Below are 14,821 nucleotides of genomic sequence, written 5' to 3'. Positions count from 1 at the left end.
TTATTGAGAATTGTTGACAATTGTGTTTACCAAAAATACCGTGTGTGTGACCTAGCTAACTTTTTACACGGAAACCGGGGAATGACAATGAAGCCAATTCTTAGGGTGCTCGCCGCCTCCACTGCGGTCCTGGCCCTTGCCGCCTGCGGCTCGGGGTCGCCCAGCGGGGAGGCCGAAGACACCGATGAGGCCGGTGGCGGGGAGCTCACCCAGGTGACGGTGGGAGTCATCCCCATCGTCGATGTTGCCCCCATCTACCTCGGCGTCCAGGAAGGCTTCTTCGAAGCGGAAGGCCTGGAGCTGGAACTGCAGCCGGCCCAGGGCGGCGCGGCCATTGTTCCGGCCGTCATGAGCGGCAGCATGGACTTCGGCTTCAGTAACATTTCCTCGATGCTGGTGGCCAAGTCCAAGGGCCTGGATGTGCAGGTGGTGTCCGCCGGAGCGGCGTCGACAGGCGAGGACGGCGCCGATTTCGGCGGCATCCTGGTCAACCCGGATGCCGGGATCGAGACGGCGGCGGACCTCGCAGGCAAGAAGGTCGCCGTAAACACCCTCAACAACATCAACGACACCACCGTCCGGGCCTCCGTGCGCAAGGCAGGCGGCGACCCGTCGGGCATCGAGTTCGTGGAGCTGGCCTTCCCCGATATGCAGGCTGCCCTGGAACGCGGCCAGGTGGACGCCATCCAGGTGGTGGAGCCCTTCCTGACGGGCGGGCAGAACGCCGGGTCCATTCCGATCGCCTCCAACTACGTGGATGCCGCAGACGATCTGACCGTCGCCGGCTACTTCACGACGTCGGCGAAGGCCGAGGATGATGCCGAGACGGTGGAGAAATTCACGGCGGCCATGAACAAGTCCTTGGAATACGCGGAGGAGAACCCGGACGCCGTCCGCGAGGTCCTGCTCACCTACACGAAGATCGACGCCGAGACCGCGCAGGCACTCACCCTGCCCAGCTTCACCACGGAGATCAACCGTGCCGGCGTCGAAACGCTCGCGGAGCTTTCGCTCAGTGACGGTTTGATCAGCGAAGAGCCGAAGCTGGATGAGTTGCTGCCGTAATGAGTACTGACGTGCTGAAACCCGGCCGGGCTGCGCAGCCACGCGCAGCCCGGCCGGGTGCGCGCCGCCCCGTGCCGAAGCCCGTGCTGGGCCTGGCCGGGGTTCTTGGTTTCCTGCTGATCTGGGAACTGGTTCCCCGAGTCGGCCTGGTCCAGCCCCGCTTCCTGCCCCCTGCTTCGGAAGTCATCATCGCGCTCGTCCGGGACTTCGGCCTGACTGCCTTCTGGGCGGCAGTGGGACACACCCTGATGGCCTGGGCCATCGGCCTGGCAGCCGCCGTCGTCGCCGCCGGCATCCTGGGCCTGGTGATCGGCATGAGTCCGTTCCTGCGCCGCTTTACCAACTCCACCATCGAGTTCCTGCGCCCGGTTCCCTCCGTGGCGCTGATCCCGCTGGCCGTGCTGCTGTTCGGCGTCAAAATCGAATCTTCTTTGATGCTGATCATCTATGCCTGTTTCTGGCAGGTACTGATCCAGGTGCTCTACGGGGTGGCCGACGTCGACAATGTGGCAACGCAGACGGCACAGTCCTACGGCTTCTCCAAGCTGCAGCGGATCCGGCACGTGGTGTTCCCCACCGTGCTGCCGTACCTGATGACGGGCATCCGTCTCGCGGCCTCCGTGGCGCTGATCCTGGCCATCACCGCCGAGCTGATCATCGGCTCGCCCGGACTCGGGCGGGAGATTGCCGACGCCCAGTCCGGCGGCGCCATCTCCGGCATGTACGCGCTGGTGCTGGCCACCGGCCTGCTGGGCGTGGCGATCAATATCGTGATGCGCCAGGTCGAGCAGCGCCTGCTGTCCTGGCATCCGTCCGTCCGCGGAGAGGTGGTGCTGTGAAGACGCTCAAGAGTCTTGCCTACGTGGTTGCGCTGCCCCTGCTGCTGGTGCTCCTGTGGTGGGCTTCCACCCGCGGCGAGCCGAACTTCTTTGTGCCCACGCCCTCCGCCCTGGTGGATGTCTTCGGTCCCACCTGGTTTGAGGGACGGATCACCGGGGATGTCCTGCCGTCCGTGGGACGGCTGCTCGCCGGGCTCGCCATCGCGATTATCCTGGGCATCGTTGTCGGGCTGCTGGTGGGCCTGAACCGGACACTGCGGGGACTGACCGAACCCGTGTTCGAGTTCTTCCGCGCCCTGCCGCCCCCGGTGCTGGTGCCGGTGCTGATCCTACTGGTGGGCCTCAATGACGGCATGAAGGTTGCCGTGATTGTGGTCGGCTGCATCTGGCCGGTGCTGTTGAACACCATCGAAGGGGTCCGCTCCATCGACCCGGTGCAGAACGAAACGACCCGGTCCTACGGCATTTCCGGGCTGAACCGGATCCGCTACCAGGTGCTGCCTTCAGCCGCGCCCACGATCATGGCAGGCATCCGGCAGTCGCTGTCCATCGGCCTGATCCTCATGGTCATTTCGGAGATGTTCGGTTCCTCCTCGGGGCTGGGCTTCACTATCCTGCAGTTCCAGCGGTCCTTCGCCATCCCGGAAATGTGGTCCGGCATCCTGGTGCTCGGCCTGATCGGCCTGGCCCTGTCCCTGATCTTCCAATGGTGCGAACGGCGCGTGCTGCGCTGGTACCACGGCCTTAAAGAGGTAGAAAATGCAGCCTGACGCCATCTCCGCCAAAACAACTCCGGCGCCGGAGGGTGCCACACCGTCCGGGCGTACCCTGCCCGAAGGGGAAGCGCTGCTGTCGGTCCGCGGGCTGAAAAAGGTCTACTCCACCGACGGCGGCCCCATCGAAGCGGTCCGGAACCTCACCTTCGACCTGGGCCACGGCGAGCTGGCCTGCCTGGTCGGTCCCTCCGGCTCCGGCAAAACCACCCTGCTCAAGTGCATTGCGGGACTGCTTGGAGCCACCGAGGGCGAAGTGCTGCTCGACGGCAAGAAGGTGACGGCACCGCCCAAGAAAATGGCTGTGGTGTTCCAGGAATACGGCCGTTCCCTGTTTCCCTGGCTGCGGGTCGCGGACAACGTGGAGCTGCCCCTGAAGAACGCCGGCGTGCCCAAGGCGGAACGCCGGCAGCGGGTTGCCGACGCGCTGGAAGCGGTGGGCCTGGAGCACGTGCCCAAGTCCTATCCCTGGCAGCTGTCCGGAGGCATGCAGCAGCGGGTGGCCATTGCCCGCGCGGTGGCCTACCAGCCGGAGGTGCTGCTGATGGATGAGCCGTTTGCCGCCGTCGACGCCCAGACCCGTGCCGATCTGGAGGACCTTACCCGGCGGCTGTGGAAGGACCTGGGCATGACCATCCTGTTCGTCACGCACGACATCGACGAGTCCGTGTACCTCGGTGAACGCGTCATCATCCTGTCCTCCTCGCCCACCGTGGTGCAGGATGATATCCGAATCGATCTCCCGGAGGAGCGCGACCAGCTGGAAACCCGGGGAATGCCGCGCTTCACCGAACTGCGCCACCACGTCTACGAGCAGATCCAGCTCGCCAAGAAGGGCCATCGGCCGGATTCGGCGCGCTGAATCCGGTAGAACAAACGACTTACGGCCCCTCCCGTGAAGGAGGGGCCGCTGTCGTTATACCGGGGTCAGCCGGCGGGAAGCTCCACCGGGGGAGTGCCGTGGGTATGGAAGGTGTCGATGGTCTTCATGCCCCAGGCCTGGCCCTTGGCGCGCTCGGCCTCGGTCCATTCGATGGTCTTCCAGTCCGGCGCCAGGATCAGGCGGGCACCGGCGTTGCAGAATTCGATCCGGTTGCCGCCGGGCTCATACACGTACAGGAAAAAGGTCTGCTGGATAGCGTGCTTGTGCGGCCCCGTTTCGATGTGGATGCCGTTTTCCAGGAAGATATCCGCAGCCTTGAGGATGTCTTCGCGGGTGTCGGTGGCGAACGCGACGTGGTGCAGCCTGCCGCTGCTTCCGGTCCAGTCACCGCTGTAGACCAGGTCATAGGACTTGTTGGAGAAGGTAAACCACTGGCCGGAAAGCCTGCCGTTGTCGAGCCGGATCTGTTCGGTGGGCTTGCCGCCCAGCACCTCTTCCACAAACCGGCCGTTCTCGGCAACGTCTGCGCCGAGGAAGTTCACGTGGTCCAGCCGGCGGGCATTCACTCCGCGGCCCGGGAAGCGGTCCGCCTGGTTCTTCAGGGCCGGCCGGGACTCCTCGGTGGGGACGTGCCATTCGCTCTCGAAATAAATGTCCATCGGATGCCCGTCCGGATCGGTGAAGGCGTAGGTCTTGCCCATGCCCGGGCCGCCGTCGTGCCAGCCGACCCCGCGTCCTGCCGCCTCGATGGCCGCGACGCGGCGCTGGAGTGCCTCTTCGCTGGCGGCACGCAGGCCCAGGCGTCCGACGCCGGAGGTCTCGTGGGCGGTCAGCTTGATGGTGTGGTGTTCGTAGTCATCCCACGCATGCAGGTAGGCCGAATTGCCGTCGCGCGCGACTTCGCGCATTGCCAGCAGCTCGGTGAAGAACCAGAGGCTCTTGTCGAAATCCGGGGTATAGAGTTCCACGAAGCCCAAATGGGCAACGTCGCGAAAAGCATTAGGCATTGCGGTTTCCTTTGCGGTCTGCTCAAACGGCACGGGCTTCGTTGCCGGTCTGCCGGTCCCGAAGCAGTGCTGAGAGTCAATCAGCGGCTCCAAGTATTGTCAACAATTTCGCAGCCAATGCGGGTCAGTCGGTTCCGGTGCCTTCCGCAGCCAGCGCGGACAGCCAGCTGAACGTACCTTCAGTCATCCAGGCGGGCGTGCCAAGCCCTCGGAGGTAAGCCAGCGAGTCTTCGACTTCGTGGGCGCGCCGCACGGCGTGTGCCTGCGACCCCTGAAGGAGGCGGGTCACCAGGTCCGGTCCGTCCGGCCCCAACTCCCCGGCGATTTCCGCCAGGAGCCACTCCTCCGCGCCGGCCGCCTTCCCTGCTGCCCGGCACTCCAGAACCAGACCGGCCAGCCCCTTCATAAAGACGCTGCGCAGCAGTTTGCGGCCTGCCGCGGCCCCGGGGGCGCCGGGGATCGTTTCCACGGGGGCGCCGAAGCCTTCCATGAGGGCGGCAAACCTGTCTGCCGCGGTACCGCTGACGAGGAGCGGGGTTCGGCTGCCGGCACGGGGGACCGGCGCCATGACGGCCACGTCCACCAGGTCCACCCCGTAGCCTGCGGCGAGTTCGGCGAGTGCGGCTTTGTCCTCCGGGCCGGCGGTGTTGAAGTCCGCGAACACTGCGTTGGTTGGAAGCAGCGGAAGTGTCTGCTCCGCGACGCTGCGGGCGGCGGCGGCGCCGACCAGGCTGATGACCAGCTCGGTTCCGTCAACGGAGCCGGCAAGCGAGCCGAACTGGCGGATGCCGGCATCCCGTGCGTCGGTGTAGGGGTCGTAGCCGCGTACATCCGCCCCGGCCTCCGCCAGTCCAAGGGCATACAGGCGTCCGGCTTCGCCCAGGCCCAGTACGGTCACCGCAGTCATGGTCGTGTCCTCTCGTAGCTGTCCGCCGATTATTGCCATGATTGTCAACAATTCCAAGCTGCGGCTGCCGGGGACCCGGCAATGCAGTGATAACTTGGCGTGACACTAAAATGAGGGCGGGCGGGGTGCCGTTTCGCCGAGGAGTTTCCAATGACAGCAGATGCAGCAGCGACCACGAGTAACGCTGCGCAGGTGGCGGACGCAATCCGCACGGCAATTCTCGACGGCGAACTCGTGCCGTCCCAGCGGCTCGTGGAAGCGGACCTGTGCACGCAGTTCAAAGCGAGCCGCAGCGCGGTCCGCTCCGCCCTTGCCGAACTCGCCGTCGAGGGCGTGGTGGAGCGGGTGCAGAACCGCGGAGCCCGCGTGCGGTCGGTGCCCGTGGAAGAGGCCGTGGAGATCATTGAAGTCCGCGGCGTGCTGGAGGCGCTGTGTGCCCGCAAGGCAGCGGAGCGGATTGACGCCGGGCAGGTCGCCGAACTCCGGCAGATGGCCGACGATATGGCGTCCGCCGTAAAGTCAGGAGAACTGATGCGCTACTCGGAGATCAACTCCAAGCTTCATCGGCGGATCGTGGAAATCAGCGGCCAGGGAACCGCCGGGGCCACCATCGAAAGGCTGCGGGCACAGAATGTGCGCCACCAGTTCCGGCTCGCGGTCCAGCCTGGACGTGCCAACGTTTCGCTCCCGGAACACGTGGAAATCATTGAAGCCATCTGCGCCGGGCAGGGCGAGCAGGCCGCCCGAATGATGGAGGCGCATATGGGGAGCATTGCCGATGCCATCCGCCGGACAGGCTCCGCATCCGCGCACTAAGCCGAGTGCCCGCCTAACAGGCGCGCGGCGCGGTTAGCGGCTGCGGCAGCCCGGATGAGGACCACCGTCTGGATGACAAGGGCCAGGGAAGCAACGCCGTTACCCGTCGCACCGCCGGCCAGCAGCTGCACAGCCAACGCTGCCAACAGCCCGAAAACAGCAACGGGCCACATTTTCTTCACCACCGGCAAGGCTGCCCTGTGCCCGGCGGCCCAGGCCGCATCGGACATCTTTGTGTATCGGGTGCGGATCCCAGCGGCAGCGTTCGCTCCGATGAGGCCCTCGGCTGCCTGACGCGTGACTGCAACACAGACGCCCGGCAGGAGGATGAGGATAAGTAATAAGGGGATCAGCCCGCCAAGCTCCTCAGCCATGGTCTGCGGCTCCTGCGTGAAGCAGGACGCTACTGTCCGGCGGCGTACTGCTCAAAACGTGCTCAAGTGTCCCCGTAGTCATGCCATCAAATCTAATGCAATGCAGAGGTCAGTCGCACTGCCGGGGACCAGGCTGACCTCCAGTGGTGGCCGGGGAGCATGCTGCTGCTCCGCTGTTTGTCTTTGTCACCGTTATTGTCAACAATCTGGTTGACGAGGTACATTCTTGTGGTGCAGACCACAGAAAAGTCCTCGGTGCCGGGTTCCGTCCGCGGCAGCCAGCTCGGCATCCCCTGCTGGTTCATGCGGGGAGGGACCTCCCGCGGACCGTTCTTCCGCCGCGCGGACCTGCCGGCTGCCTTGCACGGCGAACGACGGGATGCGGTGCTGCTGGCCGCCCTCGGGTCTCCCCACCCCCTGCAGATTGACGGGCTGGGCGGCGGAAACCCGCTCACCAGCAAGGTGGGGATTGTGGACGTCAGCAGCCGGGACGGGGTGGACCTGGAATTCCAGTTCGCGCAGCTGCAACCAACTTCCGGCACCGTGGATACCACGGCCAACTGCGGAAACATGCTCGCCGCCGTCGTTCCGTTCGCCGTGGAGTCAGGCCTCCTCCTGCCCGGCGGGGATACCACCACTGCCCGGGTCCTGACGCTGAACACGGGCATGGTGGCCGAAATCAGCATCGCGACGCCGGCAGGGGACCAGGGCCGGTTTGTCGAGTACGGAGGGGATACGCGGATCGACGGCGTCCCCGGTACGGCTGCGGCCGTCACCATCAACTTCCTGGACACGGCCGGTTCCGTCTGTGCCTCCCTGCTTCCCACCGGCAATGCCAGCGACACCGTGGTTCTCGACGGCGTAGGTCCGGTCCGCGTCACCTGCATCGACAACGGCCAACCGCTGGTGATGGTCCGGGCCGCGGACCTGGGCCGCACCGGCTACGAATCCGCCGCCGATTTGAACCGTGACGAAGAGCTGAAGCAGAGGCTTGAAGCGCTGCGGCTTCAGTGCGGGCAGCTGATGGGGCTGGGAGATGTCACCGCCAAGAACTACCCGAAGATGACATTGATAGCCCCGCCGGCACACGGTGGCAGCATCACCACCCGCAGCTTCATCCCGCATGTCTGCCACGAATCCATTGGCGTGCTGGCCGCCGTCACCGCTGCCACCGCGTGCGTCATTGACGGCACCGTGGCACGGGAAATCAGCACCGTTGCGGAGGCCGGTACCGGAGCGGGCCTGACGGTTTCGGTGGAGCATCCCTCCGGTGAATTCACCGTGGAACTTGGGCTCGACCCGCAGGACCCCCAACACGTCACCAAATCCGCGCTGCTGCGCACCGCCCGGCTGATCATGGCCGGCGAAGTTTTTGTCCCGCGCCGTCTCCAGGAGACGGCAGCAACAGAGGAGAACACCCGATGATCATCGATTGCCACGGCCACTACACCACCGCACCGCCGGCCTTGGGCGACTGGCGGGACCGGCAGATTGCGGCGCTCGCCGATCCGGGAACGGCTGCTCCGGACCCGGCGGACCTGGTCATCAGCGACGATGAACTGCGCGAAAGCATCTCCGCGAACCAGCTGCGCCTGATGGACGAGCGCGGTATCGACCTGACCGTCTTCTCGCCGCGCGCCTCCTTCATGGCACACCACGTCGGGGACTTCGCCACTTCCGCCGCATGGGCGGCCATCTGCAACGAGCTGTGCTTCCGGGTCAGCCAACTCTTCCCCGACCGGTTTGCCCCGGCCGCCATGCTGCCGCAGTCACCCGGAGTGGACCCGGCGTCCTGCATCCCGGAACTGGAACGCTGCGTCAACGAATACGGTGCCGTGGCATTGAACCTCAACCCGGACCCCTCCGGCGGCTACTGGACCTCCCCTCCGCTGACGGACCGCTCCTGGTACCCGATCTACGAAAAGATGATTGAGTACGGCCTGCCGGCGATGATCCACGTGAGCACCAGCGTGAATCCTGCCTTCCACACCACGGGCGCCCACTACCTCAACGCGGACACCACGGCGGTGATGCAGCTGATCCAGGGGAACCTGTTTACGGACTTCCCGGAGCTGAAGTTCGTTATTCCGCACGGCGGCGGCGCCGCGCCCTACCACTGGGGGCGCTTCCGCGGCCTGGCCATGGCATTAAAGAAGCCGCCGCTGGAGGAACATCTGCTCAACAACGTCTTCTTCGACACCTGCGTCTACCACCAGCCCGGCATCGACCTGCTGTTGGAGGTGATGCCCACCCGGAACATCCTCTTCGCCTCCGAGATGATCGGAGCGGTGCGGGACGTCGATCCAGGCACCGGGTTTAACTTCGACGACACCGGACGGTATCTGGCTGCGGCGGGCCTGACAGGCGAGGAACTTGCCGATATCCGTGAGAACAACACCCGTGCCGTCTATCCGCGCCTGGATGCCCTGTTGACGCGGCAGGGCCATGAACCCCAAAGGAGCAGTACCCATGCATGAACTCGGAGTGGTCCACCGCAGCATCACCCGTGCCCCGCAGCCCGACGTCGAGGCTTTGGCCCCATACGGCACCAGCACCGTGCACGAGGCCATGGGCCGGTTGGGACTGATGCGCCCCTACATGCGCCCCGTCTACCCCGGGGCCAAACTCTGCGGCCCGGCGGTGACCGTGCTGCTGCAGCCGGGGGACAACTGGATGCTGCACGTGGCCGTTGAACAACTCCAGCCCGGCGACGTGCTGGTGGCTGCCTGCACCACGGAGAGCGAAGACGGCTTCTTCGGCGAACTGCTTGCCACTTCGGTGCGTGCCCGCGGCGGGGTTGGTCTGGTGATCGACGGCGGCTGCCGCGATGCCGCGGCTTTGGAGGAGATGGACTTTCCCGTGTTCTCGCGAGCCATCAACTCCAAGGGAACGGTCAAGGCGACCCTGGGTTCGGTAAACGTTCCGATAGTGTGCGCCAACGCCCTGGTGAACCCCGGCGACGTGGTGGTCGCAGATGTGGACGGCGTCGTCGTCGTTCCTGCCGACCGTGCCGGAGAAGTGGCCGAGGCCTCCCGGAAGCGGGAGGACAACGAGGCGGCCAAACGCGAACGCCTCGCAGCGGGAGAACTCGGACTGGACATGTACTCGATGCGGGGACCGCTGGAAGCGGCAGGACTGCGCTACATCGATTAGCCGATGGAGGGTGGTGCGGGCTGGAACACGATCCGCATCACCACCCGCCGCCGTGGAGCCGGTAGTCAACGCGCGTTACGGCAGCGGCGGAAGGGCGCGCTTGAACCCGATGTGCGAGGCGTCAAAGCCCTGCCGCTGGTAAAAGCGGTGTGCGGACTCCCGCCGCGCATTGGAGGTGAGCTGGACCAACGTGGCGCCGTTCCGCCGTCCTTCGGCAACCGCCCAGTCCATCATGGCCGCACCAAGCCCGTTGGACCGGAGATCGGCCCGCACATGGACGGCTTCAACCTGTAACCGGGTTGCCCCGCCGAGAGCCAGGCAGGGGATCAGGGTCAACTGAAGGGTCCCGGCAATCTTCCCGGCTGAATCCTCGACCGCGGCCAGGAAGTTGGCCGGATCCGCGGCAATGGCAGCATAAGCGCGCAGATATGGCGCCAGGGGATTGGCGCCCGGCGTATCGGCAGCGGAAGCCGGCGTATCGGCCAGCAGCAGCCGAACGATCGGACCGACGTCGTCGCGCTCTGCCCTGCGCACCCGGTAGGAGCCGCCGAGCAGCGCGGCGGGACGGATTTCCATGCCCGCAGTCTTCCACACCCCCGCAAACCGGCTCCATCCATTGACCCGGCGGGCCGGGCGCGGGCAGGGTTAATGGATCGGATGACCGTTGCCGCCGTCGGGAGCCGTTTCTGCTTCGAATCCCGATGCGGCACTCTTTCCCGGTTCAGCGACAGACTGTAGAGAGGCAGCCGTGGGCGCAAACCTCAGGCGGGTCCAAAGGATAGTGCAGGTGCAGTTCGGGGCCCCCGGCCCCCCGGACAGCTACGCCGGGACCTGTGCCCGGCTCGATGCGGCGATTGCTGCCACCGCGGCACGGCAGGAAGTGCTGCGGAACCAGGTCCGCGCGGCATGGGAAGTGATGCGGCACTACAGTGCGGTCACGCGGTCCTATGAAACCCGGTTGAAAGCGTTGGAAGCCGTAGTCGCCGAGGAACGGCTGACCGCAGGCCAGGCCGTCAGTCTCGCCGCCACCGCGCGCCGCATGCATGACCTTGCGGAACGCGTTGAAGCCACGGCGCGCCACCATTTTGAGGTTGTCCGTGCGAAGGAATCCCGTGTGGAGGAATTGATGCAAAAACTGACAAATTCGAAGTCGCAGTTGAAGCTGGCGCAAACGGCGGAGAACCATCGAAACCGCCTGCGTTCCCTTGAAGCGGCCGTCGAGCAGGACCCCATGATTTATAACCGAAGCCGCTCCGACCACGAGCTCCACGAGGCGGCCAGGCTCGCCCGCGAAGCAGAGGCATTGGCCGGGCTGAAGGGAGGCTGGTCCTGATGGCCGCGCAGATCCAACCGATATTGGTCACCATTCCGCTCAGTCCACGGCATCCCCACTCAGTGCGGACCATCGTGGGCCTGAGCGTGGCCGCCATGCTGTTCCTCGTTATGGGCGGCGGGGACCTGATTGCACTGCTTATCGCGTTCGGCTTCATTGTTCAGCCCGTCCAGGCAGTCACTGACAAACTGATCCGGTGGCCGCGGCAGGACCGTACGGATGCGGAAGCCCTCACCCGAGTGGTCCGGGAGTACTTCTACAACGCGCCTGCGGTGGACGCCAGAGGCGTCCGTGAACTGGTAGCGAAGCGGCAGCTGCAGGTCAACGACGACGGCGGCGGGCAGCTGCGCCTGGCGCTTACGGGGCGGCGGAAACCTACCGCAGCGGGCAGCAGGCCCGAGGCCAGGCTGTCCTTCAAGTGCGGCGATGTGGGGCTCATGGACTTCGACCGGCTGCTGCAGAACGCGGAAAGCGATCCACCGGTCCGGCGTGCAACTGATCGGATGCGCCGACCGGACACCGGGGCAGCCGCCTGAACCGGTGCCGGTACGGTGTGTCCTGGCAGTGTGTCCTGGCTGGGTACCGGAGGCGGCGGCAAGGTTAGTGCTCTGCGGCTGAGAACATAGAAGTATGCAGACACTCAGCCTCAAGGAAGCCACCGCCCTCGCAGAACAGGCAGCAGCCGTAGCCGAGGCCCATATTCCCTACGGCTCCGGGCTGGGTGCCCCCGCTTCCTTCACGCTTGCCTGGCTGATGTCCTCCGCCGGGCTGGAGGACGTGCGGGTGGCCAGCGGCAGCTCGGGCATGGGCGATCACTTCTGGGTGGAGACGGACCAGTGGCGCATCGACCCGACCCTGCGCCAGTTCGCCCGGCTGAATGACCGTCCCCTGGTGGAACCGGTCAGCGAACCGGGCAACTTTGCCGCCGTCAAATACCACGCCGTACCCCTCTCCCGCCAGGAAGCGGTGCGGGAGGTCTCTTACGGGTTCCGGAACGCGGCCGAGACCGAGGACTTCGTCAACGAGATGGCTGCGGCCATCCGCCTCTAGCCCGGGAAACACCCACACCGGCGAGCAGTTACTGCCCGAACTCTTCCCCGGCGAGAGTAATCAGCTCCTCCTCATTGGCCCTCACGTCCACCGGGCGTTTATCCGACAGGCGCCGGTTGGATGTGTAGAACCACAGGGCAATCCGCTCATCCGCCCAGCCGGCCTGGCGGCCCATCCGGACGACGTCCTTGACGGTGGGAAGAACCCGTTCGCTGGCCCAGTCGAACTGGAAACCCGGATACAGGAACTGCTCTCCCCGCTTTACAACAAGAATCCTCCCCTTCCCGGTGAGCTGCCGCGCCATCGAATTGGGGCCGCCGCCGAAGCCCAGCTGCTGGGCTATCTGGGCCACGGTGTACAGGCCGTCCTCACGTTCCATCGCCTGCCACTGCGTCTCCGGTCCCGCCGTATCGGCTTTCCAGGGGCTGCGGGAAGGACCCAGGGTCGGGGCGGAAGCGGGTGCCTGCCGCGGGGGAGTGGAACTGTGTCTCTGGGTTTCGCGATCGCTCATGCCGCGCACGCTACCGCGGCGGAGAGGGCAGGGGCAGAGTAGTGACGGCATCCAAGGTTCGACGGCGGGCCCGGCTCCGCTGCCGTGCACACCGGCAGAACGCGTCCCGTCGGAACATGGAAAACTGGAAGCATGCAGCCGTTCGACAAAGTCCAGCCCATCGTCCTGCTCGTGGACAAGACCGACCCAGCCGCCCACCGCGACGCCGTGGCCGCTGCCGCCGTCGCAAGCGTTCGGGCATATACGGCCACTGAGGACAGCGAAGCCTGGGAAAACTGGTTGTACGGCCGGTTTACGAAGACCGTCCGCCGGGCGAATCCGAGCACCTTCGGGAAGCTGGCCGTTGAAGCGCCGTCGGGAGCGGTGACAGTGGGCCGGGCGCAGGCCCTCGCCTTCGAACCGGTCACTTACGAGCAGATGCCCAAGAACCTCGCGAAGCTGCAGGTTTCCGGCACCCAGCTACCGGATGAGGCCCCCGCGCCCTGGCCGGGAAACGCCCCGGTGATCGTCCTGAACGCAGACCTGGACATGTCCACCGGCAAGGCCTCCGCCCAGGCAGCGCACGCTTTGCTGTCCTGGTACCTGCAGCTGGACCCGACCGCCCGGCAGGCCTGGCAGGAAGCCGGGGAACCTGCGGGGGTCCGCTTCACGGCTGGGAAGCTTTTCACCGAGTCGGCCGCCCGCCCGGGAGCAGGACCGCTGATTGTCGACGCCGGGATGACGGAGATTGCCCCGGATACCGCGACGGCGTTCGTGGAGTCGGCCAGCTTCAGCCAGGCCGCCGGTTTGCCCGTCTGACACATAGGTCCCGGGTGCCGGCGCCGTGATAGAAAGACTCGGGTGAGCGACACCAAGGGGACACCGGCAAACACCACCGCGGGCGGCCGCATCCTGCCGATCTGGCTGGTCGGCGTCGCCGTGGTCCTGGTCGCCGTCAATCTGCGCCCCGGCGCCTCTTCCGTCGGTCCGGTCCTGGCCGAGCTGCAGGCCGCACTGGACCTGGACGCCACCGCGGCCGGGGTGCTGACCGCGCTGCCGGGACTGACTTTTGCCGTGGTGGGGGCGCTCGCCGTCGCGCTCTCACGCAAGACCGGAATCAACGGCGCCATTGTCCTGGCGCTGGGGGCCGTGGCTGCCGGGCTGCTGGCGCGGGCGCTGGCAGGATCCGCCGTGCTCTTCCTGGTGCTTACCGTGCTTGCCTTCGCCGGCATGGCGGTGGGCAACATCCTCGTCCCCGCCTTCATCAAGCGCCACGGCGGGTCGCGTCTGGCCCTGCTGAACTCCGTCTATGGAACCACGCTGGCCCTGGGCGCCAGCCTGCCGCTGCTGCTGGGCGGCGTACTGGCGGGCAGCGGTCCGGCCGGCTGGCGGCTGAGCCTGGGAGTGTGGGGCGCCGCGGCGCTGGCGGCCTTTATGTTCTGGGCGGTCCTGGCACTGCGCACCGGGCGGGACCCGGTGGCTGCCGGCGGGCCGCGCGCGGCGAAGGGCACCCGGATGCGCTCGTCACGCACCGCCGTCGCCCTGAGCATCTTCTTCGGCGTTCAGTCCATGCACGCCTACGTCCAGTTCGGCTGGGCTGCGCAGATCTACCGCGACGCGGGACTGGAACAGGCGCACGCCGGATTGATGGCCGCGATCATTGCCGGGCTTGGCATCCCGGGCGGCCTGATCATGCCCGTGCTGGTGGCACGCTCGCCGCGCCTGCGGACCTACATTGTTGGCCTCGGTGTCTGCATGGCGGCAGGCTACAGCGGGCTGCTGCTGGCAGCGGACACACTGCCCTGGCTCTGGGCGCTGTTCCTGGGCGTGGGCGGGTTCGCGTTCCCCACCGCGCTGGCACTGATCACCGCCCGCTCCCGGGAACCGCGGGTCACCGCGCAGCTCTCGGGCTTCATCCAGCCCGTCGGCTATTTGCTGGCCGCCATGGGACCGTTCGCGATCGGCGCCCTGCACGATGTCTCCGGCAGCTGGACCCTGCCGCTGGCGCTCCTGATTGCCTCCGCGGCCGTGATGGTCGGTGCCGGCATCCGTGCAGCCGCACCGCGGTTCGTGGACGACGAACTGGACGCGGTGCCGAAACCCCCGGTGATAGGTTCGTAAGGACTGGCAC

18 protein-coding genes are annotated in these 14,821 nt (G+C 66.3%); 13 read left to right on the top strand and 5 right to left on the bottom strand.

Annotated features, from left to right (window positions below; all coding sequences use genetic code 11):
• The first annotated feature begins 87 nt into the window (after nucleotides 1–87).
• Genes LOC56_RS13775 through LOC56_RS13760 form a run of 4 tightly spaced genes read left to right on the top strand, consistent with a single transcriptional unit; the run spans nucleotide 88 to nucleotide 3,539 of the window.
• Nucleotides 88–1,065 (top strand): ABC transporter substrate-binding protein, encoded by a 978-nt coding sequence (locus LOC56_RS13775; RefSeq protein ID WP_229952852.1) that lies wholly within the window; start codon nucleotides 88–90, stop codon nucleotides 1,063–1,065.
• Entirely contained in the window at nucleotides 1,065–1,904 is an 840-nt protein-coding gene (locus LOC56_RS13770) for an ABC transporter permease (protein ID WP_229952851.1), read from the top strand. Before LOC56_RS13775 ends, LOC56_RS13770 begins: the two co-directional genes overlap by 1 nt.
• Nucleotides 1,901–2,674 carry an ABC transporter permease gene (locus LOC56_RS13765; RefSeq protein WP_229952850.1) on the top strand — a complete coding sequence of 258 codons (774 nt, stop codon included), beginning with the start codon at nucleotides 1,901–1,903 and terminating at the stop codon, nucleotides 2,672–2,674. Before LOC56_RS13770 ends, LOC56_RS13765 begins: the two co-directional genes overlap by 4 nt.
• The gene (locus tag LOC56_RS13760) at nucleotides 2,664–3,539 is read left to right on the top strand and encodes an ABC transporter ATP-binding protein (protein WP_229952849.1); all 876 of its coding nucleotides are present in this window, start codon (nucleotides 2,664–2,666) and stop codon (nucleotides 3,537–3,539) included. Before LOC56_RS13765 ends, LOC56_RS13760 begins: the two co-directional genes overlap by 11 nt.
• Before the next feature lie 65 nt (nucleotides 3,540–3,604).
• On the opposite strand, the gene LOC56_RS13755 is transcribed toward LOC56_RS13760, so the two are convergent.
• The gene (locus LOC56_RS13755; RefSeq protein WP_229952848.1) at nucleotides 3,605–4,567 is read right to left on the bottom strand and encodes a catechol 2,3-dioxygenase; all 963 of its coding nucleotides are present in this window, start codon (nucleotides 4,565–4,567) and stop codon (nucleotides 3,605–3,607) included.
• A 124-nt stretch (nucleotides 4,568–4,691) separates the two neighbouring features.
• Nucleotides 4,692–5,474, bottom strand: a complete 783-nt coding sequence (locus LOC56_RS13750) for a DUF1932 domain-containing protein (protein ID WP_229952847.1) — start codon at nucleotides 5,472–5,474, stop codon at nucleotides 4,692–4,694.
• A 150-nt stretch (nucleotides 5,475–5,624) separates the two neighbouring features.
• Here LOC56_RS13750 and LOC56_RS13745 point away from each other — a divergent pair, with 150 nt between their 5' ends.
• Nucleotides 5,625–6,290, top strand: a complete 666-nt coding sequence (locus tag LOC56_RS13745) for a GntR family transcriptional regulator (protein WP_229952846.1) — start codon at nucleotides 5,625–5,627, stop codon at nucleotides 6,288–6,290.
• Here the strand turns inward: LOC56_RS13745 and LOC56_RS13740 are convergent.
• Nucleotides 6,287–6,664 carry an SdpI family protein gene (locus LOC56_RS13740; RefSeq protein WP_229952845.1) on the bottom strand — a complete coding sequence of 126 codons (378 nt, stop codon included), beginning with the start codon at nucleotides 6,662–6,664 and terminating at the stop codon, nucleotides 6,287–6,289. The genes LOC56_RS13745 and LOC56_RS13740 overlap by 4 nt on opposite strands.
• A gap of 231 nt (nucleotides 6,665–6,895) precedes the next feature.
• On the opposite strand from LOC56_RS13740, the gene LOC56_RS13735 reads away from it, so the two are divergent.
• From LOC56_RS13735 to ligK, 3 genes are read left to right on the top strand one after another with little or no spacing between them, the layout of a single operon-like run.
• Nucleotides 6,896–8,089 (top strand): 4-oxalomesaconate tautomerase, encoded by a 1,194-nt coding sequence (locus LOC56_RS13735; RefSeq protein WP_229952844.1) that lies wholly within the window; start codon nucleotides 6,896–6,898, stop codon nucleotides 8,087–8,089.
• Nucleotides 8,086–9,141, top strand: coding sequence for an amidohydrolase family protein (locus tag LOC56_RS13730; protein WP_229952843.1), 1,056 nt, complete (start codon nucleotides 8,086–8,088; stop codon nucleotides 9,139–9,141). Before LOC56_RS13735 ends, LOC56_RS13730 begins: the two co-directional genes overlap by 4 nt.
• On the top strand, nucleotides 9,134–9,817 hold the full coding sequence (ligK, locus tag LOC56_RS13725; protein WP_227922880.1) for a 4-carboxy-4-hydroxy-2-oxoadipate aldolase/oxaloacetate decarboxylase: 684 nt from the start codon (nucleotides 9,134–9,136) through the stop codon (nucleotides 9,815–9,817). Before LOC56_RS13730 ends, ligK begins: the two co-directional genes overlap by 8 nt.
• A gap of 75 nt (nucleotides 9,818–9,892) precedes the next feature.
• Here ligK and LOC56_RS13720 read toward each other — a convergent pair whose 3' ends face one another.
• On the bottom strand, nucleotides 9,893–10,393 hold the full coding sequence (locus LOC56_RS13720) for a GNAT family N-acetyltransferase (protein WP_229952842.1): 501 nt from the start codon (nucleotides 10,391–10,393) through the stop codon (nucleotides 9,893–9,895).
• Nucleotides 10,394–10,604: 211 nt separating this feature from the next.
• On the opposite strand from LOC56_RS13720, the gene LOC56_RS13715 reads away from it, so the two are divergent.
• From LOC56_RS13715 to LOC56_RS13705, 3 genes are all read left to right on the top strand, one after another.
• Nucleotides 10,605–11,150 carry a hypothetical protein gene (locus LOC56_RS13715; RefSeq protein ID WP_229952841.1) on the top strand — a complete coding sequence of 182 codons (546 nt, stop codon included), beginning with the start codon at nucleotides 10,605–10,607 and terminating at the stop codon, nucleotides 11,148–11,150.
• Nucleotides 11,150–11,686, top strand: coding sequence for a hypothetical protein (locus tag LOC56_RS13710; protein ID WP_229952840.1), 537 nt, complete (start codon nucleotides 11,150–11,152; stop codon nucleotides 11,684–11,686). Before LOC56_RS13715 ends, LOC56_RS13710 begins: the two co-directional genes overlap by 1 nt.
• Before the next feature lie 94 nt (nucleotides 11,687–11,780).
• Nucleotides 11,781–12,200 (top strand): hypothetical protein, encoded by a 420-nt coding sequence (locus tag LOC56_RS13705; RefSeq protein WP_229952839.1) that lies wholly within the window; start codon nucleotides 11,781–11,783, stop codon nucleotides 12,198–12,200.
• A gap of 28 nt (nucleotides 12,201–12,228) precedes the next feature.
• Here LOC56_RS13705 and LOC56_RS13700 read toward each other — a convergent pair whose 3' ends face one another.
• A complete protein-coding gene (locus tag LOC56_RS13700; protein ID WP_229952838.1) occupies nucleotides 12,229–12,711 on the bottom strand; it encodes a hypothetical protein in 483 nt (160 codons plus the stop codon).
• Nucleotides 12,712–12,843: 132 nt separating this feature from the next.
• On the opposite strand from LOC56_RS13700, the gene LOC56_RS13695 reads away from it, so the two are divergent.
• A complete protein-coding gene (locus LOC56_RS13695) occupies nucleotides 12,844–13,509 on the top strand; it encodes a peptidyl-tRNA hydrolase (protein WP_229952837.1) in 666 nt (221 codons plus the stop codon).
• A gap of 42 nt (nucleotides 13,510–13,551) precedes the next feature.
• On the top strand, nucleotides 13,552–14,811 hold the full coding sequence (locus LOC56_RS13690) for an MFS transporter (RefSeq protein WP_229952836.1): 1,260 nt from the start codon (nucleotides 13,552–13,554) through the stop codon (nucleotides 14,809–14,811).
• The last annotated feature ends 10 nt before the right edge of the window (nucleotides 14,812–14,821 follow it).

It is taken from the genome of Arthrobacter sp. zg-Y179, assembly GCF_020907345.1.
In the GTDB taxonomy this organism is placed as follows: domain Bacteria; phylum Actinomycetota; class Actinomycetes; order Actinomycetales; family Micrococcaceae; genus Arthrobacter_B; species Arthrobacter_B jinronghuae.
The sequence above is the reverse complement of the archived record's forward strand: the minus strand, read 5'-3'. Positions and strand labels throughout refer to the sequence as shown.